Here is a 21215-nt window from a genome sequence, read left to right on the forward strand (position 1 = left end):
CCTTACGATGACTTGCTGCCGAGGGTCTTGATTGCCTCGTCGAGCGAGCTTTCGCTCGAGCCCGTCAGCGTCGATATGTTGTCGAAGGCGCGGCTGACTTCGATCAGCTGCGTCATCTCGCGCATGCCGTTGACGTTTGAATTTTCGAGATATCCTTGAGCAACGCCCACCTTGGAGCTGTCGACGACCGCCTGCGGTGTCTGCGAGGCAATGATGCCGCTGTTGGAATAGCGCACGAAGCCCTTGCTGAGGTCGGCAGTGTAGAGACCGATCGTGCCCATCTGCTTGTTGTTCTGGAAGATCTCGCCGTTGGCCGTGACATTAGGCTCTCCGCCCTGCGGATTGAGCTGGATCTGGCCGCCATTGGGATCGAGCACGGGGAAACCCCGCTCCGATACCAGCGCGCCAGTCGATGTCATCGAAAACCGTCCGTCGCGTGTAAGAACTGTGCCGGCGGGGGTATTTATGCCGAACCAGGCATCGCCCTTGACCGCGAAGTCGAAGAGGCTTCCCGTGTTCTGCAGTTCGCCGGACTCGGTTGAGAGATAATCGTTGCCTTGCGTCACGAAGGCGACCTTGGAGCCGAGCTTGTTGTCGGTGTTGCTCAGCACCTGGTTGAACTTGACCTCCGTGCCGCGAAAGCCGGTGGTGTTCACATTGGCCATGTTATCGGCGATCGTCGTCAGCCGCCGCTCGAGGGCCATCTGCGAGGATAGAGACACATAGATACCAGACTGCATGGCAACGCCCTCCGGACATTGGAGAATAACGGAAATGGAAGCCGCCGGTGACGTGCATGTCCATTCGTTAGATGGGCATGGATGCCCTTGCCCTGCCTTATCTCAGCACTTCCTTGTGCGAAGCTGACACTATGGAAGACTTGGCAAAAACGGCGTGGGAAACAGCCTCACGCAAGATAGGCAACCTACTCCAGACATCAGAAACAACGTCAGGTATGGACCGTCGATGAACATCATAATCGGATTCGTTGTGACCTTTGGTTGCATCATCGGTGGCTTTATGGCCATGGGTGGCCATCTCGGTGCGCTTATGCAGCCATTCGAGTTCCTGGTGATCGGGGGTGCCGGCTTCGGCGGCTTCATCATGGCCAACACCATGAAAGTCATCAAGGATTCCGGGAAGGCACTGGGCGAGGCGTTCAAGCATTCGGTGCCGAAGGAACGCAACTACCTCGACGTGCTCGGCGTCCTCTATGCCCTGATGCGCGACCTGCGCACCAAGTCGCGCAACGAGATCGAAGCACACATCGACAATCCGGACGAATCCTCGATCTTCCAGACGGCTCCGACGATCCTGAAGAACAAGGAACTGACGGCCTTCATCTGCGACTATGTCCGCCTGATCATCATCGGCAATGCCCGCTCACACGAGATCGAGGCGCTGATGGACGAGGAAATCAACACCATCCTGCATGACAAGATGAAGCCATTCTACGCGATCACGACGATGGGCGACGCCTTCCCGGCTATCGGTATCGTCGCGGCCGTTCTCGGCGTCATCAAGGCCATGAGCCATATCAACGATCCGCCGGAAGTGCTGGGCGAGTTGATCGGCTCGGCACTGGTCGGCACCTTCCTCGGCATCCTGCTGTCCTATTCGGTGTGCGCGCCGCTGGTTTCGCAGATCAAGATCGTCCGCAGCAAGCAGCATCGCCTCTATGTCATCGTCAAGCAAACGCTGCTCGCCTACATGAACGGCTCCGTACCGCAGGTTGCCTTGGAATACGGCCGCAAGACAATTTCGGCTTATGAGCGTCCCTCGATCGATGCCGTCGAGCAGGAAATGATGAATCCGGGCGGCGAGAACAAGGCAGCTTGATGATGGATGATACACCGCGTACGCCGATGAGTCCGACCCTTCTCGCCAAGCTGACCGGCGGCCTGGGCGATCACCAACGGGTCGAGAAACTTTGTGCCTCGATCGGTCAGGTCTACAGCGAATTCCTGCCTGACCTTATCAAGAGCGAGATCGGCATCGACGTCGTCGTCTCCTATGCCGGCAGCAAGACCGGCGCCATGGACGAGCTGATCGAAGGGCTCGGCGCGAACGTCGCCGTCGTCCACGGCTCGTTGCGCAACTGGTCGCCGAACTTCGTGCTCGGCTGCGGCGCCGGATTTATCCTGACGCTGATGGAGCGGATGCTGGGCGCGATGCCCGAGACCATCACAACGCCGAAGCTGCGGCCGCTCTCGCTAATGGAGCTCGACCTTGCCGTCATGGTGTTCGACAAGATCGCCAGCGTGCTGCGCTCCGCCGTCAACGCACCGGGCGGTTTCGAGCCCTACCTCGAGCCAGCGCAGAATATCGAAGACCGCAAGCCGCCGGCGGAAGGCCAGCCGGACGAGTATGCGGCAGCCATCAAGATGTCGATCAAGCTGGGCGCCGCCACATCGCATTTCATGCTGGTGGTGCCGCAGAAGGTCCTCTTGAAAACCGTCGTCACGCCACCGAAGGCGAAGAACCAGACGGTGAAGTCGGAAGCTTGGACCCAACAGATCACGGAGCAGGTTCACCGTTCCCATGTGACGATCGACGCCCGCATCCGGCTGCAATCGCTGACGCTGGAGACAATCTCCAAGCTTGCCGTCGGCGACGTCATTCCGTTCATGGACAGCAGCGATGTGAACGTCGAGGTCAGCGCCAACGGCAAGGACATCTACATCTGCGAATTCGGCAAGTCCGGCGAAAACTACACGGTGCGTGTCAAGGACACCGTCAACTCCGATAGCGAATTGCTCAAGCACCTCATGAATTGATCGGTTTCCAAAGCCCGGGGCTGCCAACGGCAGCTTGAGGCAAGTTTCAAATGGAATAGTAAAGTTATGGCACCCAGGAAAACAAAAACTGTTGGCGAAGACGCTCTCGACCTGCCCGGCAACGAGGACGAGTTGAACGATGCGATCGACGGTTTGCGCGGCGTCCTGAAAAAGGATGCCGGCGACCTTTCAGACTTCGGCGGCGATTTCGGCGCTGAGGACGACGACGCTGCAGCCTCGCCGATGAGCCTTTCCAGTTTTGGCGATTTCGGCGATGATAGCGCATCGACAGATTCGGATCTTAGCGACCTCGGAGATTTCGGCGGTTCGTCGTTCGAGACACAGCAGGCGCCAGGCAGCGCGCTGACCTCGAACATGGACCTGATCATGGACATCCCGATCGATGTCCAGATCGTGCTTGGCAGCAGCCGCATGCAGGTCTCCGGCCTGATGAATTTGACGGAAGGGGCGATCATCGCCCTCGACAAGAAAATCGGCGAGCCGGTCGAGATCACGGTCAACGGCCGGCGGATTGCTCGCGGCGAAATCACCGTGCTGGAAAATGACGATACGCGCTTCGGGATCAAGCTAATTGAAGTCTTGGGCACGAAGAAAGCCTAATACCCCCCAAGTCTGGGACGGAGAAGACCATGATGGACTTTGACGATTTCGGCGGCGCTGTAGCCGAGAAACCGTTATCTCAGGCTGAAAAAGCCGCGGCCGTCCTTCTTGCCATGGGCAAGGAGGTCGCGGGACGTTTGTTGAAATATTTTACCCAGCACGAATTGCAGCTGATCATTTCGTCCGCCCAGTCGCTGCGCCCCATTCCCCCGGATGAACTGGCGATCCTCGTTGCCGAATTCGAAGACCTGTTCACCGAGGGTGCCGGTCTGATGGATAACGCCAAGGCCATCGAGAGCATTCTCGAGGAGGGCCTGACGCCAGACGAAGTCGACAGCCTGCTCGGCCGTCGCACAGCCTTCCAGGCCTTCGAAACGTCGATCTGGGACCGCCTCGGCGAAGGCGAACCGGCTTTTGTCGGCAGCTTCCTCCTGAAAGAACATCCGCAGACCATCGCCTACATCCTGTCGATGATGCCATCGTCGTTCGGCGCCAAGGTGTTGATGCAGATCCCCGACGCCCAGCGCGCCGACATCATGAACCGGACTGTCAACCTCAAGGACGTCAGTCCGAAGGCGGCACAGATCATCGAAAACCGCGTCGTGGCGCTGTTGGCGGAGATCGAGATGGAACGCAACGCAGGCGGCTCGGCCAAGGTTGCGGAACTGATGAACGAAATGGAGAAGCCGCAGGTCGATACGCTACTGAGCTCGCTCGAAACGTTGAGCCAGGCTTCTGTCGACAAGGTACGCCCGAAGATCTTCCTGTTCGACGACCTGATGCTGATGCCGCAGCGCGGCCGCGTCCTGCTGCTCAACGACATCTCCGCAGACATCCTGACGATGGCCTTGCGCGGGTCTTCCAGCGAGATGCGCGAGACGGTGCTTGCCTCGATCAGCCCGCGTCAGCGCCGCATGATCGAATCGGACCTTGCTGCCGGTACGAACGGCATCAACCCGCGCGAGATCGCCATCGCCCGCCGCGCAATTGCCCAGGAAGCGATCCGGCTGGCCAATTCCGGCCAGATCCAACTCAAGGAACCCGTCGTTGCCGACACCGAGGCCGCTTAACCGCAGCTGTTGACAAGGCCGTTACGGCACATAGCCCGAGTTGAACCCGGCGACCGGGAGGTCTAGACTCCCCCAAATATCAGGCTGCGCATGATGCGCGGCCTTTCGGTTTGAAAAGGGCAGCGGATTTGGCCGACGAGGACAAAGACAGCAAGACCGAAAATCCGACCGAGAAAAAACTTCGGGAAGCGACAGACAAGGGCAATATCCCGATGTCACGGGAGGCAACGCTGTTTGCCTCCATGCTTGCCACATTCATCTACATGATCTTCTTCCTGCCGGATCGGATGGCCCGGATGGGCCAGGTGCTTCGCGACCTGTTCGAAAATCCGGACCAATGGAGCCTGGAAACCGGCTCGGACGTGATGTCGCTGTTCGTCAAGATCGGCTGGGAAGTTGGCAACCTGCTGCTGCCGGCGGTCGTGCTGTTCTTCCTGTTCGGCATCAGTTCCTCGGTCGCCCAGCACCTGCCCTCACCCGTGCTCGATCGCATCCGGCCGCAGATATCGCGCATTTCGCCCGTTGCCGGCTGGAAGCGCATCTTCAGCGTCCCCGGACTGGTGGAATTCGGCAAATCGATGATGAAGATCGTCGTTGTCGGGATCATCATGTTTTTCGTGCTGCGCAGCGAGTTCTTCAGCTCGATCGATTCGATGTTTTCCGATCCACAGACGATTTTCGTCCGGCTTGCGAGCATCATCAAGAAGATCCTCGTGGTCGTGCTGCTGGCGACCGCGATCGTCGGTATCATCGACTTGTTCTGGACGCGCTACCATTGGTACGACCAGCTGCGCATGACGAAGCAGGACGTCAAGGACGAATTCAAGCAGTCGCAGGGCGACCCTATCGTCAAGGCCCGCCAGAGATCGATCGCCCGCGACAGGGCTCGCCGGCGCATGATGAAGAACGTTTCGCGCGCAACACTTGTCATCGCCAACCCGACCCACTTTGCCGTGGCGCTGCGCTACGTCAGGTCGGAAAACGATGCGCCGGTGGTCGTTGCCAAAGGCCAGGACCTGATTGCACTCAGAATCAGGGAAATTGCCGAGGAAAACAACATCCCCGTGTTCGAGGATCCGCCGCTGGCGCGCTCCATGTTTGCGCAAGTCTCGGTCGATAGTGTCATCCCGTCAGTATTTTTTAAGGCCGTCGCAGAACTGATTCATCGTATCTATGCGGCGAAATCAAATAATAAGCGGGTACCATAACGAATGAAAAGATGCCCCTACTCCGAAAAACGCGAACAGATCCTTGCCGAGGCCATTAGCCCTGTGGCAAGCGAACTGAGACTGCTTGACGCAGCGGACCTGATTTCCCTGCTGCGTTTTGAATCCTATGGCAACCTTGCCGACCTGGTTGCCTCTGCCGCAGAACTCTACTTCCTTCCGGGCACGGTCAATTTTGGCCTAGGGGGCGACTATGCCCTCGAATGGGGCGGCCCGGCGGAAGTCAGCATCGACCTCGAGATCAAACCGGTCGGCATAACCGTCTACGCCAAGCTGGCGTTGACCGAACACCATGCCGGCGTGGAGATCAACCACATCGCCTTCGACAATCCGTCGAGCGATCCGGACGAAAATACGGCTATGCTCGCCCAGAGCCTCAGCCAGGCACGTTACACCATACCGACATCCCCGGCGATGAACGCCTGAAGCGTCTGAACTGCCGACATCCAAATCCGAAACCAAGGCGACGCATGACCGTCGCCTTGGTTTTTTTTCAAGCGTGTTCAGCCCCACATCCCTGAAGCATTACACGGCATGGCGGCCAACATTGCCGTCAAGTAATGCTGGCTGCGATTTGAATTACTTTTCTGTAACTCCGGCCTCTAATCCCGCTTTATAGGCAAAAATGTGGTCATATCCGCCATATTCTGATTATTTATGTTTAACATGACACCTGTTTCGAGCGGGCTATTACTTGGCGTCGAAGTTCAGGCGAACCCATCTGCTGCATGGCAGACCTGCCCGAACCTTTGATGCAATCGACCGCTAACGCGAGACAGGCGGCCCGGCATCGTGTTCACACGCTCGCAAGGGACCAATATCATGTCGTCAATTCTTCAGAGACACCGTACTGCAGCCCTCGTTGGCGCTGCTTTCATCCTTGGCGCGGCCTCGCTGCCGCTGGTCTTCAATGGCACGGCCGCCAATGCTGCAGGCCAATCAGGCGCCGTCGGCGGGATCATCGCCGCCAACGGTTCGTTTGCGCCGATCGTCAGCGCCGACAAGCCTGCGGTCGTCACCATCACCACGACGATGAAAGCCGACAATGTCAGCGACGACAGCGACAGTTCGCCGATGGACCAGCAGTTCCGCCAGTTCTTCGGTGGCCAGGGCATGCCGATGCCGCAGCAGGCGCCGCAGGGCCGCCAGGGTCACAGCCAGGCACTCGGTTCCGGCTTCATCATCAGCTCGGACGGCGTGATCGTCACCAACAACCATGTGATCGACAAAGCCATCGACATCAAGGTGACACTCGATGACGGGAGGGAACTGCCGGCCAAGCTGCTCGGCGCCGATCCCAAGTCCGACCTCGCAGTCATCAAGATCCAGTCTCCCAAGCCCCTTGCCACCATCGCTTGGGGCGATTCTGACAAGCTGAAGCTCGGCGACCAGATTCTCGCCATCGGCAATCCCTTCGGCATCGGCACGACGGTCACCGCCGGCATCGTTTCCGCCCGTGGCCGCGACCTGCACAGCGGCCCCTACGACGATTTCATCCAGATCGATGCGCCGATCAACCACGGCAATTCCGGCGGTCCGCTGGTCGATAGCAACGGCCAGGTGGTCGGCATCAATACGGCCATCTACTCGCCGAACGGCGGCAGCGTCGGCGTCGGCTTCGCAATTCCGTCAGACGAGGCCAAGACCATCGTCGCCAAGCTCGAGAAGAGCGGCTCGATCGACCATGGCTATCTCGGCGTAGAAATTCAGCCGGTGACGCAGGATATCGCCGAAGCCGTCGGCCTCAACCAGCCGCAGGGCGCCCTGGTTGCGCAGGTAAGCGACGGGACACCGGCCGCAAATGCCGGCGTCAAGAGCGGCGACATCATCACCGGACTTGGCGGCAGGACCGTGAAAATGCCGAAGGACCTGTCGCGCTTCGTAGCCGACCTGTCGCCGGGCACGAAAGAGAGCCTGACCGTGTGGCGCGACGGCAAGTCCGTTGACCTGCCGGTAACGGTTGGCGGTAACGACAAGGGCGACGAGCAGGCTTCCGTCGAGAGCGGCGACATGCAGCAGAGCCACAAGCCTGCGCTGGGCATCGGCCTTGCGGAACTGACGCCGGAAGTTCGCCAGTCGCTCAATCTTCCCGATAGCGTCACAGGCGTCGTGGTGGAAAGCGTCAATCCCGACAAGGCTGCAGCGTCCGCCGGCATCCAGCCAGGCGATGTGATCGTCTCGGTCAACCAGAAGCCGGCCCGCAACGCCCATGACGTTCAGGCGGAGGTGGCGCAGGCCAGCAAGGCCGGTCGCAAGTCAGTTCTGCTGATGATCGAACGGGACGGCACAAAGACCTTCGTGGCCGTGCCTTTCGCCGCTGCCTGATACTGTCCAGAGCTCAAGCTTCACCCGGCACACGCCGGGTGAAGCGCGTTTCGGCCTGCGGGCCGAATGGATGACGGTGATGTCAGCTGATATAGCCAAGCCGGATGGACTTCGCGATTGCCTGGATGCGGTTGACACTGTCGAGCTTGATCGTTGCCGAGCCGAGATAGGCGTTGACCGTGTGCACGGAGAGGCCAAGCTTGTCCGCAATTTCTTCACTGATCCGTCCGTCTCCAGCCAGTTGCAGGCAGGCGATTTCCCGTTCGCTCAGGGATTCCACGGCCGAGTTGCGCCGTTCGTCCAGCGATAGCAGATCCATCATGATCTGGCAGCTTCGACCATGCAGGTCGACGATGACGTCGCTGCTGACGTCAATGAAATTAGCGGTGAACAGGACGATGCCATTGCCGACAGTTCCCAGCCGGACGGGGAAAGCGATGCCGGCATAGGGCAGCATCTTGGATTTCAGGCGCAATGTGAACGAGGCAAAATCGATGGCTTCCGCTGTGCTCTCGTCATCGACGCCGTTCCACATGAGCGGCAACAACGATTTTTCGAGATGCTCCAGCATGTCGTCGCCATAAGCGTCGAGAATGGCCTTCGTGACCAGCGGATTGGCCGGACCGAAGTTTTCCAGCTCACAGACAAGACGCAGCCTGTTGGGAAGGCCAGAACCGGCGACCCGGTAAATTGCGAAATTCTGGGCGTCGATGAGCTTTTGCATCGCGACCAGGCGAGGAAAGAGGTCGGAACGGCTGGAGATACGGTGAACCCGCGTCATCTTCAGTTCGCGCGATACGGTCGTTCTGTCCGGCGCGTATTTCATCGTGACCCCTCAGACCAGATTGTTTCTGACCGCAAACGCGATCGCTTCGGACCGGGTCTTGGTTGCGGTCTTGCGCATGACGCTGGTTATGTAATTGTTGATCGTGTTGCGTGAGATACCGAGAATCATGGCGATTTCGTCGCTCGTCTTGCCCTCGGCGATCCAGAACAGGCATTCCAGCTCCCGGTCCGTCAATTCGAAACTGCGCTCGCCCTTGCCCTCGATGCAATGACCGAAGCTCGCGAAATAGGCCGTCAGCAACCCGACTTCACGAAGTCGCTCGGGCGACAGGATAAAACCGTCGCGATAGAGCAGCATCAGCGACAGCCGGGTGCGGCCGACATTGAGTGTCAGCGAGCAGTACTGGCGGCTCGAGCCTTCCGGCAAGGTCACGTCGTCTGGCAAAACCGAAAAGCTCGGCTGGAAAAGCAACATGCACTTCTCAAGCTCGGTGGTCCGCACGTAGGCGCCGACGAGATCGGATGCCAGACGCCGGACAAGATCGAACGGCCAGTCGGACGACATGACGAAATCGAGGCCGCTTTCCTGGAGCAGGTCGCAGCGGGCGAGCATATAGTGGGAGGCGCCGATATAATCGGTCAGGGCGCGCAAGCCCGAATGGATGTAGGGGGAGCCTGCGACGTCCATGAGACGCAAGATCAGCTGGTCACGTGTCATGCTCTTGGCGGGAAGCGTTGGGATAATAACATCCCCTTCGCTGCGGCTGGCCTGAAGTATATTCATGTCCATTTGCATTTCCTGCCATGTTAAACGTTTAACGTGGGCGCTAGGACGTCCTGCCTGGACTAAATCTGACCTTGAGTGCTTTAACTCTCTGTCCCCGAATCACTATAAACAAACGTACACCCTGGAGCAGCGGACCTCCAAGTTCTAAGGATTTCGGAAGCATCTATTCTCTGTATTTTGAGTATCTGATCAAAACCGGCCCCTCAATCCACACCCCGATTGAACGTTAAAACGATTCTGCAAAACCATCAATGGCCGGCTTTTGCAAAGAACGAAGGCATCAGGCCGATCACGAAAAAAGGCCGGGAATGAACCCGGCCCTTGTGTCAGGCGGCGACGTCGACTGCCCATTTTCGGAGGATTTTCGCCGCGCGTTCTTCGCTCATTTCCACCATGCGCGACAGGCGACGTTCCGGGCCTTCCTTGACACGGCGATTGAAGTTGCCGTCGTCGTCGCCCATCGTCAGCAGGTCGTCGGTGCTGTCGAAGCCGAAGTCGGAGCCGAAGCCGTCCATCAGGGCACCCCCGGCGCCGGCACCGCCCGGTGCAAAGTCCGGCAGTTCCAGGCCTGCTGCATCTGGAAGGGCGCTATCGGCTTCTGTCCCGGCCAGGCGTCCACCGGCTACCGAGCGGATCAAAGGACGGAAGCCCATCATGATGATCAGGAAGGCGACGACGACGAAGGCGAGCGAGTTGATGATGCCAGCCATGTTGCGGCTCAGCATGTCCATGATGCCGGGGCTCGAGGCCGTGTCGTCGAGCAACTGGGTGTCGAGGAAATCCATGGCGTTGACGGTAATGATATCGCCGCGCTTGGGGTCGAGGCCGGCAGCCGTCGCCACGATCTTCTGCATGTCGGCGATATAGGCGTCGATCTTCGCCTGATCGGCGGGTTCACCAACCATCTTGGCGATGCGACCCTTGTTAACGACGACGGCGACCGAAAGCTTCTCGAGCTTGTAGCTGTTACGGACCGTGGCCGTTGTCGTGCTGTTGATCTCGTAGTTGGTCTGCTCGTCTTTCTTGTCGGTCTGGTCACTGTTTTGCGGGCTGGCGCCACCCGATGCGGGCGCCGCCTGGGGGATGTTCTGTTCGACCGTTGCAGCCGTGTCGGACTGCTGCTGCTGTGATTTCTGGTTTTCTTTGGTGGTGCGGACCGAGCGCTCGACCTTGGACTCCGGATCGTAGACCGTCGACTGGATCTGCTGCGTGTCCGTATTCAGCTGCGCCGTGACGCTGGAGCGGAAATTGTCCATACCGAGGAACGGAGCAAGCGCCTTGTCGATGTTCTTCTCGACCTCGCTCTGGACGTTCTGGACAATGCCGAGGTTGCGGTTGAGGGCATTGTTGCCCGGATCGTCGCCGGAGGCGAGCAGTTGGCCGGTGGAATCCAGGATCGTAACGTCGTCGACTTCGAGGCCGGGCACGGCCGAGGCGACGAGATGGCGAATGGACTGGGCAGACTTGCGGCCGGCTTCGGAGCCGGCGCGGATCATGACGGAGGCTGTGGGCTTTTGCCCGGCTTTGCGAAAGTTGCCGACATCGGGCATGACGATGTGAACGCGGGCGGCGCTGATGCCGTTGATCGAGGTGATGGTGCGACCGATCTCACCTTCGAGAGCGCGAACGCGAGTGACTTCCTGCATGAAGGAGGTCAGGCCGAGAGAGCCGACATTGTCAAACAGTTCGTAGCCGGCATTGGTGCTGTTGGGGAGGCCTTTTTCGGCGAGCAGCAGACGTGCCTTGCCTGTGGTGCCTGCAGGAACGGTGACGCTGGTACCGTCGGTGCCGACCTGGAATGCGATATTTGCTTCTGCAAGCGCGATGCTGATCTGGTTGAGGTCCGGCTTGTCCAGGCCGACGTAAAGCGTCTCCTGGGCGGGCTTATTGACGTAAAGGGCTGCGCCCAGAACCACGGCAATGGAAAGCACTGCGACGCCGCCCAACGCCATAAGGCGGTTTCGGCCTAGATTCTGAACATTCTTCAATATCTGAAGTAGTTGATTTAACAGATTCATTCTGTTCTCGCACGCTTCGTCAAAGACCAAACTGGCTTTGTGCCCTGCAGCGAAGATAGGCAGCGAAGCTTGCGCGAGCGTTTCTTCCAACGCAGTCGGCGTTTGCGCGGGCTCGGAGTAAGCCGCGGGAGGCCGCGTCTTGCGTTTCGATTTTCGTGGCGACTAGAAGAAGTCGAAGTCGCCGGCAGCCTTACTTAGCGGCTGCGAATGGCCGTGACGAACTCCGCCGCCGAGGGCCCTCTGCATTTCGGAGAGCTTCACCAGGCTCAGTGCGGTCGCGACGTCGACGATCCACGCTTCCGGAATTTCAGCCGTGAAGGTATCGATGAACTCGGCGATGCCGCGGGTTTTCTGCACGGCGAGATCGATGCCCTGCATGACCTTCATGGAATCCGGCGACTGCGCGTCGATGCCCTTCAGTTCCAGCAGTTGCGGCTCGATGCGCTCGATCAGGTAGGCGACGTCATGCAACTCAGAAACTATCCGCATGAGGATGGCGGGCAGCGCCTCCTCGACAGTCGAAGCCTCCGTTGACGAGATAGCGTTCATGAGTAGACCTCGCTTTTCAAAAGAATTCGACCGTGTTTTCGACAGGCCTGGCCGCAACGACCGGACGGCGCTCAAGATCGACCGTCTTCTTGGTTTCGGCACCGGTCAGCGGATATTGCCGCGCCCGACCCGATACCGGCCAGAATTCAACCTTGCGCCCGTGGTCGCCCCCCGTGCTGGAGCCGACAACACGAATGCCTTCGTCACGCAGGAACTGCACGGCAAATGCGGCATTCTGTTCGCCGACATTCGAGAAGGTCGCAATCGTCTTCGCACCCCCAAATATCTTGGCTTCCAGCCGATCGCGGCGGGCTCCCTGCTTAAGGAGCCCGTTGATCAGCAATTCCATGAGATGGACGCCATAGCGCGTCGCATCTCCGCCGGTCATCGGCGAGCCGGCATTGCCCGGCAACAGAAAGTGGTTCATGCCGCCGACACCGGCGACAGGATCACGCAAACATGCAGCCACGCACGAGCCGAGAATGGTCGACAGCACCGCATCCGGGTCGCTGAGAACCTTGTACTCGCCTTGTATGATGTGCACGCGCCGGACTGCACCCTCGGTGATCATTTCAGGGCTCCAAACACAGCCTCGATAGCCGCCTTCATCTTCTCGATGGTAAAGGGCTTGGCGAGAACGTTGTTTGCACCCAGGGCCGCCGCCTTCTGCACCAGGGCACGGTCGCCCTGCGCGGTCAGGATGATGAACGCGGCTTTCTTGGTGGCCGGATTCGTCCGGACCGCCTGGAGCAAGCCCAGGCCGTCCATCTTCGGCATGTTGAAGTCAGAGATGACAAGATGATGGGGCTGTTGCGCCATGATCTTCATCCCCTGTTCGCCGTCGCCAGCCGACGTGATTTGCTTGAAGCCGAGTTGGGTCAAGGCATCACTCAAGAGTAGGCGGCTGGTGACCTGATCATCAACGATCAGGACTTTGATTTTCTCCGCAAGAGACATTATTCGCTCTCCTTTCGGGCGGCTGTCATTTTCAATATTTCGTCACCGATGGCAGACAGTGCAAGCTGCTGCTCAACCGCGCCAAGTTCGTGTGCAACTCTTGGCATTCCGTAAACAACGCAGGTTTTTTCGTTCTGTCCGATGGTTCTTGCACCAGCATGGCGCATTTTTAGTAAACCTGCGGCCCCGTCACGACCCATACCGGTCAGGATCACACCCACGGCGTTGCGCCCGGCCAGTTCTGCAACCGAATCGAACAGGACGTCTACGGAGGGGCGATGACCGTTTACCGGATCGCGGTCGATCAGGCGGCAATGCGGCGCCGAGGCACTGGCGACCTGCAGATGACGCTCGCCACCGGGGGCGAGATAGATCTTGCCGATCTCCAGCCGTGCACCGTCGGTGGCTTCCTGCACCACCGGTGCGCAGAGACGGTTCAGCCGCTCGGCAAAGCTTTTGGTAAAGGTCTGCGGCATGTGCTGGGTAATAACGGTCGGCGGACAGTTTGCCGGGAATTTCTGCAGAACGGCGATCAGCGCCTCTACACCACCTGTCGACGAGCCGATGGCAACGATCTTCCGGCCGACCCGGAAGTCGGCGACGGCAGTTGGCGTTACCGGAGCCTGGCGGGCCGCCTGGCTGGCAAACTGGCGCTGCGAGCGGGCCGCAGCCTTCACTTTTTCGACGAGATCGCCGAAGGGGTTGCGCTCGCCGGCGACAGGTTTGCCGACGCAATCGAAGGCGCCGATCTCCAGTGCCGCGAGGCTCGCCTCGGCGCCCCGGTGTGTCATGGTCGATACCATGATCACCGGCATCGGCCTAAGCTTCATGATCTTCTCGAGGAACTCCAGGCCGTTCATGTTCGGCATCTCGATGTCGAGCGTGATGACGTCGGGATTGAGTTCCTTGATGGCAGCACGGGCCTCCAAGGCATCGCTCGCCTGGCCAACGACGTTGACCCCGGGATCGGAACTGAGGATGGCCGTGATCAGGCCCCGCATGGTGGCGGAGTCATCGACGACAAGGACGCGGGCCGGAGCGCTCATGACTTGTTCCCCGCGCCTTTGCCGATATAGCGGTAGGTTGTGATGCCGATATTGTCGAAGACGTCCTTGGCCGGGCCGGACACGCGCTCGGAGTGGCCGATATAAAGATGCCCCTTGTCCGGCATAAGACCGGCGAAGCGCTGCCAGATTTTCACCTGGGTCGGCTCGTCGAAGTAGATGACGACGTTGCGGCAGAAAATGACGTCGAAATTGCCCTTGAACGGCCATTGTGCCATCAGGTTCAATTCGTTGTAGGTGACCAGCCGCTTGACGCGATCGTCGACCTGGAACTTCCTGCGGCCCTGGATCTCGACTTCCTGGAACCATTGCTTGCGCATCGCAGGCGAGACCGTCTCGAGAGCCGCTTCGTCATAGGCGCCGGTGCGTGCGATAGCCAAGATCTTCGGATCGATGTCGGTCGCCAGGATCCGGAAATCGTAATCCGCAGCGTTCGGCATCAACGACAGGACGGTGAGCGCGATCGAATAGGGCTCCTGACCGTCTGAACTGGCTGCCGACCAGATCCGCACCCGGCCGCCGGCCTTGGCACGGGCGAGCAGTCCCGGCAACACTTCTGTGCGCAGATGGTCGAAATGATGATTTTCGCGGAAGAAGCGGGTGAAATTGGTGGTCAGGTGCGACAGCATTTCCCTGCGGGCAGCAGCTCCGGCGGGCGACGACACGAGCTGACAATATTCGCGAAAGCCGGAAATGCCGAGATTGCGGATATGCTTCGACAGCCGTGAGTAAACGAGCGATGCCTTGGTCTCGTTGAGCGAGATACCGGCATCGGCGTAGATCATCGCGGCGACTTCCATCAGGTCCCGGCGTGTCAGCGGATATTCACCACTGGCAAGGACTTCATCGGGCGACTGCCGGCTTTCTGCAAATCCCATAACACTCATGCTGCTTGGCTTTCGATGTCGGGGAACAGGGTTTCGAGTTCGATCAGGCAGATCATCCGGCGATCGATCGACAAGATCCCGCGGGCGAACTGCTTCTGCAGGTCGGACGCCATTTCCGGCGTCGGCTGGATAATGTCTTCGTTGATCGTCAGAATGTCGGAGACGGCCTCGACCAGCAGGCCGACCGTGTGCCTTCTCACCTGCGTCACGATGATGACGTGGCGGACGCTCGGTTCGGATGGCCGCATGCCGAGGCGGGCGGACAGGTCCATGATCGGCAGCACGACGCCGCGCAGATTGATGACACCGAGGACATAGGGTGGAGCGTACGGGATCCCCGTTGCCGGCGTCCAGCCGCGGATCTCTCGCACCGACATGACATTGATGCAGAATTCCTGGTCGCCGATGCGGAAGGCGATCAGTTCGCGCATACCTTGTGCTGCAGCCTTGAGCGGTTGGGACATGATCTTACCCCGCCGCCGCGTAGGACATCTCGGCCTTCAGTGCCTGGCCGCGCGAAGCCGCCACGACGGCATCGACGTCCAGGATCAAGGCCACGCGACCGTCGCCAAGGATTGTCGCTGCCGCGATGCCCGGGACATGGGTGTAGTTGGCCTCGAGGCTCTTGATGACGACCTGGCGCTGGCCCTGGATGGCATCGACCATGAGCGCGCGCTGGCCTCCGCCTTCCGATTCCACCAGCAGTGCGACGCCTTCGACCGGGTTGGCCTGGGTGGCACGGAAGTTCAGGATGCGGCCGACGTCGATCAGCGGGCAGAAGGAATTGCGGATCGAGATCAGGCGATGGTTGGCGCCGAAGGAGTGGATGGCGGCGGCTTCCGGCTGCAGGGTTTCGACGATGGCGGTCAAAGGCACGACAAGGGTCTGGCCGGCGACAGTCACCACCATGCCATCGAGGACGGCGAGGGTCAGCGGCAGGCTCATCGTGAAGACGGAGCCGTGGCCCGGCTTGGACGTGATGTTGATACGGCCGCCCAAGGCCTGGATGGAGCGCTTGACCACGTCCATACCGACGCCGCGACCGGAGATGTCGGAGATCTTGTCGGCAGTCGAGAAGCCTGGAAGGAAGATCAGGTTGTCGATCTCCTCGTCCGTCAGATTGGCGTCGGACGGGATCAGTTCGTTCTCGATAGCCTTCTGGCGGACACGTTCGCGATTGATTCCGGCGCCATCGTCGGCCAGTTCGATCAGGATGCGGCCGGAGCGGTGCTTGGCCGTAAGGCGAACCGTGCCCTCGGGGTTCTTGCCGAGCGCGATGCGCTTTTCAGGGCTCTCGACGCCGTGGTCGACGGCATTGCGGATCATGTGGGTCAGCGGCTCGGCGAGCTTGTCGATAACCGTCTTGTCGACTTCGGTATTTTCCCCCTCGGTAACGAGACGGATCTGCTTGCCGGTCATGTCGGCAATTTCGCGGACGATACGCGACATGCGCTGGAACACCGGCTTGACCGGCTGGGCGCGGATCGCCATGACCGAGTCCTGGATCTCGCGGGTGAGCTGCTGTAGCTCCTCGAGGCCCATATTGATCGACGATGTACCGTTGCTATCGTTCTCGACGACGCTCTGCGAGAGCATTGCCTGGTTGATGACCAGTTCGCCGACGAGATTGATAAGCCTGTCGACACGGTCGAGGTCGACGCGGATGGTCTGGCCGGCGGCAACGGTGCTGTTGGCACCGGCTGCATTCGCGGCGGCTGCCGGCGGCTCCCTCTTTTCAGCACGGGCAGCGGCCGAGGCGATAGGCGTGACATTGCTTGCGGTGTCCGCAGCCATGACAGCGGCGGCGGCCGGCGTGGACGCCACTTCATCGTCTGCGGGTGCAACGTCATCATCAAGCGACGAGAGATCGAACGGCACCGGTATCATCGGAAGCTCTTCAGCCGAGACGGCTGCGTCGAGATCTTCAGCGACCTTGATCTCCAGTTCGCAGTCCCATTCGGCAAATTCGAATACGGTACGGACCGCGTCTTCGCCCCTGTCGGTCTTGATCGAGATCGTCCAGCTGAAATAGGCGCCTTCCGCATCGAGATCCTGCAAGGCGGGGAGCGTCTGCATGTTGCAGCGGATGCTCATCTCGCCCAGTCGCGACAGGTCGCGCAGCAAGAGCGTCGCGTCGTTGCCCTTGGCATAGAGCTCGTTGCGAGGCTTGAAGCTGATATCGTATTGCGGCAACTCGGCCACTACATCCTCGGCGCCGTCGAACTCGTCGAAGGTAAAGGGCACAGGCTGGAAGCCGCTGTCGTCGCTCGGTGCGGGCGCAGCAACGGGAGCAGCAACCGCGACAGATTTGGGCGCGGGTGCCTCGTGGTGGTGCGACGAGGCGGAGGGCATGACGCCCTGAGCCAGTGCTTCGAGTTCCTTGACGAGGCCACGGCTTCTGCTCTGGTCGACGGTACCGCCGTCGCGGGCGACGTTGGTGAGGTCGGCGAGCACATCGGCCGCCTTCAGCATGACCTTCAGAACGTCCTGGTTCGGCTCAAGCTTGTTGGAGCGGACGCAATCGAGCGTCGTCTCGAAAACGTGGGCGAAGGCAACAAGGTCTTCGAGACCGAAAGCCCCTGCCCCACCCTTGATGGAATGAACGGCACGAAAGACGGCATTGACGGTTTCCGGATCGCGGTCGCCATCATTCAACTTCAGAAGACCCGATTCCAGTTCGGCGAGCTGTTCTTCGCACTCTTGGAAAAAAATCTCTTTGATTTCGTTCATATCCATCGGAAGAAATCCTAATTAAGCGGTTACACGCTCGATAGCATCGATCAGTTTGACCGGGTCGAAGGGCTTGACGATCCAGCCGGTGGCGCCGGCCTGGCGTGCGCGGTTTTTCTTTTCCGCGTCGCTTTCCGTCGTCAGCACCAGGATCGGTATGGCGCGGAACTTTTCGTTGCGGCGGACACCTTCGATGAAGCCGAAACCGTCGAGACGCGGCATGTTGATGTCGGTGACGATGACGTCAGGATTGGCGCCTTCCAGCACTTCCAGGCCTTCGATGCCGTCCTCTGCCTGGATCGTTTCGAAACCGGCATTGTTGAGGGTGACGAGCAGCATGTTTCGAATTGTCCGTGAATCATCCACGGTGAGCACTTTTTTCTTCATTGCCGGATCTCCTTTGCGAGCAGGTGATCTATGTTGACCCCGATCAGCTGCATGGTTTTCTGAAATGCATCCGACACCTTCGAAAAGGTGAAGGAAAGCTTGTCCTCTTCCCAGGTCTTGGCAGCAGCCATGATCACCTGGACGCAGAGGGCGCCGACCCGTTCGACGCCGGAGGCGTCGACCACAACATTGTTTCCCCGTAGCCCCATGAGCTTGCTGCGGAGCGTCGAGGCCTCGTTGAGGTCCAGCACTGCCACCAGGCTGATCTTTTTGTCTGCCTTCTTCGCTGCCATTACTGCCTTCCTTGTCGGTTGAATTCTGTCTTCGACGCATGCGGCCGAGAGGTGCGATCGTCAGTAGACACTCCGGTCTCCCCCGAAGCCTGCGACCCGCAACGGGAAATCGTAGTGATCCCCGGCTGCCCCTTCGCCGAGCGGTGCGACGGGCCTGATGTCCGGGCGTACCGGCGCAACCCTGTCGCTGGAAAACTGCTTCTGGCGCGCCACGCGGAATTCGCGGATCGTCTGGCCGAGCTCGACCACCACCGTGTGGAGGTGATCGGCCTCATCGCCCGAACTGCGGGCAAGGCTGCTCGATGCGGCGACCTTCGTGCCCAGCATGTCGACTTCTGCGGTGACCGCGCGAAGGTCGGCTGCCTGTGCATCGGTCGCATCGGCGATACCCGAGATGGCGTCGTTGATACCGGTAACCTGGAGGACGATGCCGCCGATGGCATCCTGTGTGCGGCCAACCATCTGGACGCCGGCAACGACCTGCGCCTTGGTGCCGGTCACCAGTGTCTTGATCTCGCGGGCGGCCTCGGCGGAGCGCTGGGCTAGAGCCCGCACTTCCTGGGCGACGACAGCAAATCCGCGGCCTGAATCCCCGGCCCGGGCTGCCTCGATGCCGGCATTGAGGGCGAGCAGGTTGGTCTGAAAGGCAATCTCGTCGATGCTGCCGATGATCTGGCCGATCTTTTCGGCGGAGGTCTCGATGTCAGCCATGGCGGCAATCGCCTCGCCGACAATCTGGCCACTGTCTTCGGCGGCCTTGCGCGTCTTGACCGCTTCCCGCTCGGCCGAGCGCGTCGTCGCAGCATTGTCGCGCACCTGATCTGCCAGCCCGGCCAGAAGCCGTGCATTGGCGATCAACTGCCCGGCGTGGTCGGCGGCTGATGTATCGAGGCTGCGGCTGTCGACGGCGATGCGGTCTGCGGCGGTCTCTATCGTCTGCACACGGGCGGAGAGCGAACCGAATTCACCCTGTATGGCTTCGAGCGTCGTGTTGAGCATTGCGACAAGCTCGGCATAGGCTTCGGGGACGTCGGTCGGTGCGCGCACCGTCAGGTCACGTTCACCGAGACCACTGATGACATCGGCGAAGATAGCGCGGGCCTCGGCCTGGTCGGTGACGCGCTGCTCTGCCAAGGTGCGCTGGTGCTGGATGCGCATTTCATTGAAGCGCAACGACACGGCGATTTCGACGTCGACCATGACAAGCCGGACGAGGCTTGCCACAAGTTCCGCAGATTCCCGGGCACGGCGCTTGCTTGCAGGCAACATCGAACCACCGGCGAGATCGCCGATGACGCCCGCCAGCAGATGCTCCAATATGACACCGTGGCCGGCAACGTGCCAACGCGGGTCGAGACCCATCTTGCTTTCGGAATCAGCGAGGACTTTGACCCGCTCGGCATAGAGGCTGTCGAAGCGCGCATCCGTCAGCACATCCCAATGGGACGATTGCAGATCGTGCAGCCGCTCGAGCTGGGCTTCGCTGGTGAAATTTCGTGCCGCATCGGGCATGGACTGGAAGCGGTGGAAGAGATCGCGCAGGCCCGCTTTCAGATGCGACTGGAGCATTGGGCGGTGGCGGCGGAGCGCTTCGCACTGGTCGGCATCGAGGCCGGCAAAGCGCAAACGATCGCGAAGGCTGCCTGCCTGCGTCCTTTGTCCCTGCTCTGGTATCGAGTCCTGTGTCAAAACCATTCCCGCCGCGATGCCGGGACGAATGTCCCAGCGGAATTATGCAATCGTTCAATATCAACGGTCTGCGATGGGGCACGGGCATTGGGGATCTTGAGACCCGACGGCAATGCGCGACGCGTTCATCTAGGTTGAAACTGTCTAGGAGAGATCCGGGCCAATATCCGGTACGAGGGGGCGGCGTCATGCCTGGTGGGGAGGAGCAACATCTTCCCATTCCGACGTGTAACGCAATGTTTATGGTTAATTCCTTGCTTGAAGGTTAACACACCGTCGAAGATGAGCGCATTCGAATAAATCTTTTATGCGGCGAAGTATTATTGCTGCTAGAGTAGAGCCACAAGTCACACGCAAGGTTGGTGGCCTAACTGTAAAGTCAGAGTCACGTCCACGCCCCTTTGAGGTAAGAGCAATGATTGTTCTTGGTCTGAGCGCTACGCTCATTGCCAGCATAACGCTGTTTGCATTCACCATTTTGAGCCGCATCGACGACTCGCGGCAAAGGGTTGCCCTCCGGGTTCTTTAAGCAAGCTTCGCAAACGCAACTTCAATAATATCGCGATCTGCCACGCGATGGATATTCGATACGTTGTCGGAAGCCGACGCGTTTCCTCGTGGCAGCGAGCCACCTGTCCCAATATCTTGAATGAAACCTTCAGGCGTTGACAGGATTGATTGCCGGCTGGAAAGTATCGTCAGCTTTCTTCGCAGTCGAAGTCGCTCGAAGGTCTAACTCCTACCCTGGTGGATGCTTCACTTCCGCAAACCGACGGTCCATCCAAGCGGATCGATGTTGGTAAAGACGACGCCGCCGTCTTCTAGAGCCAGTTTAAGCTGTGCTTCGGTGGCGCGATGGATGTCGTGCCGGGCGCCTTCGTAGTCGCGTATGGTGCTGCGCGAGACGCCGGCTTTTTCCGCAAGGTCGCTTTGCGTCCAATCCAGGAAGCCGCGCGCCGCACGACAATGCGCTGGCGTCAGAATAGCTGGCTTACTGCCTTGATTCACGGCTCAAAAATACCCATATTGGTCACTCTAGACCATATATG

22 protein-coding genes are annotated in these 21215 nt (G+C 59.7%); 7 read left to right on the forward strand and 15 right to left on the reverse strand.

Features of this window, described 5'->3' with window-relative positions:
• Positions 1 to 2: 2 nt before the first annotated feature.
• Positions 3 to 740 carry a flagellar basal-body rod protein FlgF gene (gene flgF, locus J5278_RS16355; protein ID WP_142824002.1) on the reverse strand — a complete coding sequence of 246 codons (738 nt, stop codon included), beginning with the start codon at positions 738 to 740 and terminating at the stop codon, positions 3 to 5.
• A 226-nt stretch (positions 741 to 966) separates the two neighbouring features.
• On the opposite strand from flgF, the gene motA reads away from it, so the two are divergent.
• From motA to J5278_RS16390, 7 genes are all read left to right on the forward strand, one after another.
• Complete coding sequence (gene motA / locus J5278_RS16360) at positions 967 to 1839, forward strand: flagellar motor stator protein MotA (protein WP_142824001.1); 873 nt, start codon at positions 967 to 969, stop codon at positions 1837 to 1839.
• A 2-nt stretch (positions 1840 to 1841) separates the two neighbouring features.
• Positions 1842 to 2777: a FliM/FliN family flagellar motor switch protein gene (locus tag J5278_RS16365; protein ID WP_209182851.1), complete on the forward strand. Its 936-nt coding sequence runs from the start codon at positions 1842 to 1844 to the stop codon at positions 2775 to 2777.
• A 66-nt stretch (positions 2778 to 2843) separates the two neighbouring features.
• Entirely contained in the window at positions 2844 to 3398 is a 555-nt protein-coding gene (gene fliN / locus J5278_RS16370; protein WP_142824000.1) for a flagellar motor switch protein FliN, read from the forward strand.
• 29 nt (positions 3399 to 3427) lie between these two features.
• Positions 3428 to 4468: a flagellar motor switch protein FliG gene (gene fliG, locus J5278_RS16375; RefSeq protein ID WP_209182817.1), complete on the forward strand. Its 1041-nt coding sequence runs from the start codon at positions 3428 to 3430 to the stop codon at positions 4466 to 4468.
• Between the two features lie 128 nt (positions 4469 to 4596).
• Positions 4597 to 5676, forward strand: a complete 1080-nt coding sequence (gene flhB, locus J5278_RS16380; protein WP_209182816.1) for a flagellar biosynthesis protein FlhB — start codon at positions 4597 to 4599, stop codon at positions 5674 to 5676.
• A gap of 3 nt (positions 5677 to 5679) precedes the next feature.
• Positions 5680 to 6120: a hypothetical protein gene (locus J5278_RS16385; protein WP_111216798.1), complete on the forward strand. Its 441-nt coding sequence runs from the start codon at positions 5680 to 5682 to the stop codon at positions 6118 to 6120.
• A gap of 396 nt (positions 6121 to 6516) precedes the next feature.
• Positions 6517 to 8019, forward strand: coding sequence for a DegQ family serine endoprotease (locus J5278_RS16390; protein WP_209182815.1), 1503 nt, complete (start codon positions 6517 to 6519; stop codon positions 8017 to 8019).
• Between the two features lie 82 nt (positions 8020 to 8101).
• Here the strand turns inward: J5278_RS16390 and visR are convergent, their stop codons facing one another.
• The 14 genes from visR to J5278_RS16460 form a co-directional block, all read right to left on the reverse strand.
• The gene (gene visR / locus J5278_RS16395) at positions 8102 to 8845 is read right to left on the reverse strand and encodes a transcriptional regulator VisR (protein WP_209187329.1); all 744 of its coding nucleotides are present in this window, start codon (positions 8843 to 8845) and stop codon (positions 8102 to 8104) included.
• A 9-nt stretch (positions 8846 to 8854) separates the two neighbouring features.
• Positions 8855 to 9595: a transcriptional regulator VisN gene (visN, locus tag J5278_RS16400; RefSeq protein ID WP_209182813.1), complete on the reverse strand. Its 741-nt coding sequence runs from the start codon at positions 9593 to 9595 to the stop codon at positions 8855 to 8857.
• A 323-nt stretch (positions 9596 to 9918) separates the two neighbouring features.
• Complete coding sequence (gene fliF / locus J5278_RS16405; RefSeq protein WP_142823994.1) at positions 9919 to 11610, reverse strand: flagellar basal-body MS-ring/collar protein FliF; 1692 nt, start codon at positions 11608 to 11610, stop codon at positions 9919 to 9921.
• Between the two features lie 162 nt (positions 11611 to 11772).
• Positions 11773 to 12159, reverse strand: a complete 387-nt coding sequence (locus J5278_RS16410; RefSeq protein WP_142823993.1) for a hypothetical protein — start codon at positions 12157 to 12159, stop codon at positions 11773 to 11775.
• A gap of 16 nt (positions 12160 to 12175) precedes the next feature.
• Complete coding sequence (gene cheD, locus J5278_RS16415) at positions 12176 to 12730, reverse strand: chemoreceptor glutamine deamidase CheD (RefSeq protein WP_111216786.1); 555 nt, start codon at positions 12728 to 12730, stop codon at positions 12176 to 12178.
• On the reverse strand, positions 12727 to 13116 hold the full coding sequence (locus tag J5278_RS16420) for a response regulator (protein WP_111216784.1): 390 nt from the start codon (positions 13114 to 13116) through the stop codon (positions 12727 to 12729). Before J5278_RS16420 ends, cheD begins: the two co-directional genes overlap by 4 nt.
• Positions 13116 to 14162: a protein-glutamate O-methylesterase CheB gene (gene cheB / locus J5278_RS16425; protein WP_142823992.1), complete on the reverse strand. Its 1047-nt coding sequence runs from the start codon at positions 14160 to 14162 to the stop codon at positions 13116 to 13118. The genes J5278_RS16420 and cheB overlap by 1 nt, the downstream gene beginning before the upstream one ends.
• The gene (cheR, locus tag J5278_RS16430; protein ID WP_209182812.1) at positions 14159 to 15067 is read right to left on the reverse strand and encodes a protein-glutamate O-methyltransferase CheR; all 909 of its coding nucleotides are present in this window, start codon (positions 15065 to 15067) and stop codon (positions 14159 to 14161) included. Before cheR ends, cheB begins: the two co-directional genes overlap by 4 nt.
• The gene (locus J5278_RS16435; RefSeq protein WP_111216778.1) at positions 15064 to 15531 is read right to left on the reverse strand and encodes a chemotaxis protein CheW; all 468 of its coding nucleotides are present in this window, start codon (positions 15529 to 15531) and stop codon (positions 15064 to 15066) included. Before J5278_RS16435 ends, cheR begins: the two co-directional genes overlap by 4 nt.
• Before the next feature lie 4 nt (positions 15532 to 15535).
• Positions 15536 to 17803 (reverse strand): chemotaxis protein CheA, encoded by a 2268-nt coding sequence (locus tag J5278_RS16440; RefSeq protein WP_142823990.1) that lies wholly within the window; start codon positions 17801 to 17803, stop codon positions 15536 to 15538.
• Positions 17804 to 17818: 15 nt separating this feature from the next.
• Positions 17819 to 18184 carry a chemotaxis response regulator CheY1 gene (gene cheY1 / locus J5278_RS16445; RefSeq protein ID WP_111216774.1) on the reverse strand — a complete coding sequence of 122 codons (366 nt, stop codon included), beginning with the start codon at positions 18182 to 18184 and terminating at the stop codon, positions 17819 to 17821.
• Positions 18181 to 18477: an STAS domain-containing protein gene (locus J5278_RS16450; protein ID WP_111216772.1), complete on the reverse strand. Its 297-nt coding sequence runs from the start codon at positions 18475 to 18477 to the stop codon at positions 18181 to 18183. Before J5278_RS16450 ends, cheY1 begins: the two co-directional genes overlap by 4 nt.
• Positions 18478 to 18537: 60 nt before the next feature.
• Complete coding sequence (locus J5278_RS16455) at positions 18538 to 20166, reverse strand: globin-coupled sensor protein (RefSeq protein ID WP_374108242.1); 1629 nt, start codon at positions 20164 to 20166, stop codon at positions 18538 to 18540.
• A 756-nt stretch (positions 20167 to 20922) separates the two neighbouring features.
• Positions 20923 to 21174 carry a helix-turn-helix transcriptional regulator gene (locus tag J5278_RS16460; RefSeq protein WP_142823988.1) on the reverse strand — a complete coding sequence of 84 codons (252 nt, stop codon included), beginning with the start codon at positions 21172 to 21174 and terminating at the stop codon, positions 20923 to 20925.
• Between the last annotated feature and the right edge of the window lie 41 nt (positions 21175 to 21215).

This window comes from Rhizobium sp. B21/90 (assembly GCF_019355815.1).
Classification (GTDB): Bacteria; Pseudomonadota; Alphaproteobacteria; order Rhizobiales; family Rhizobiaceae; genus Rhizobium; species Rhizobium rhododendri.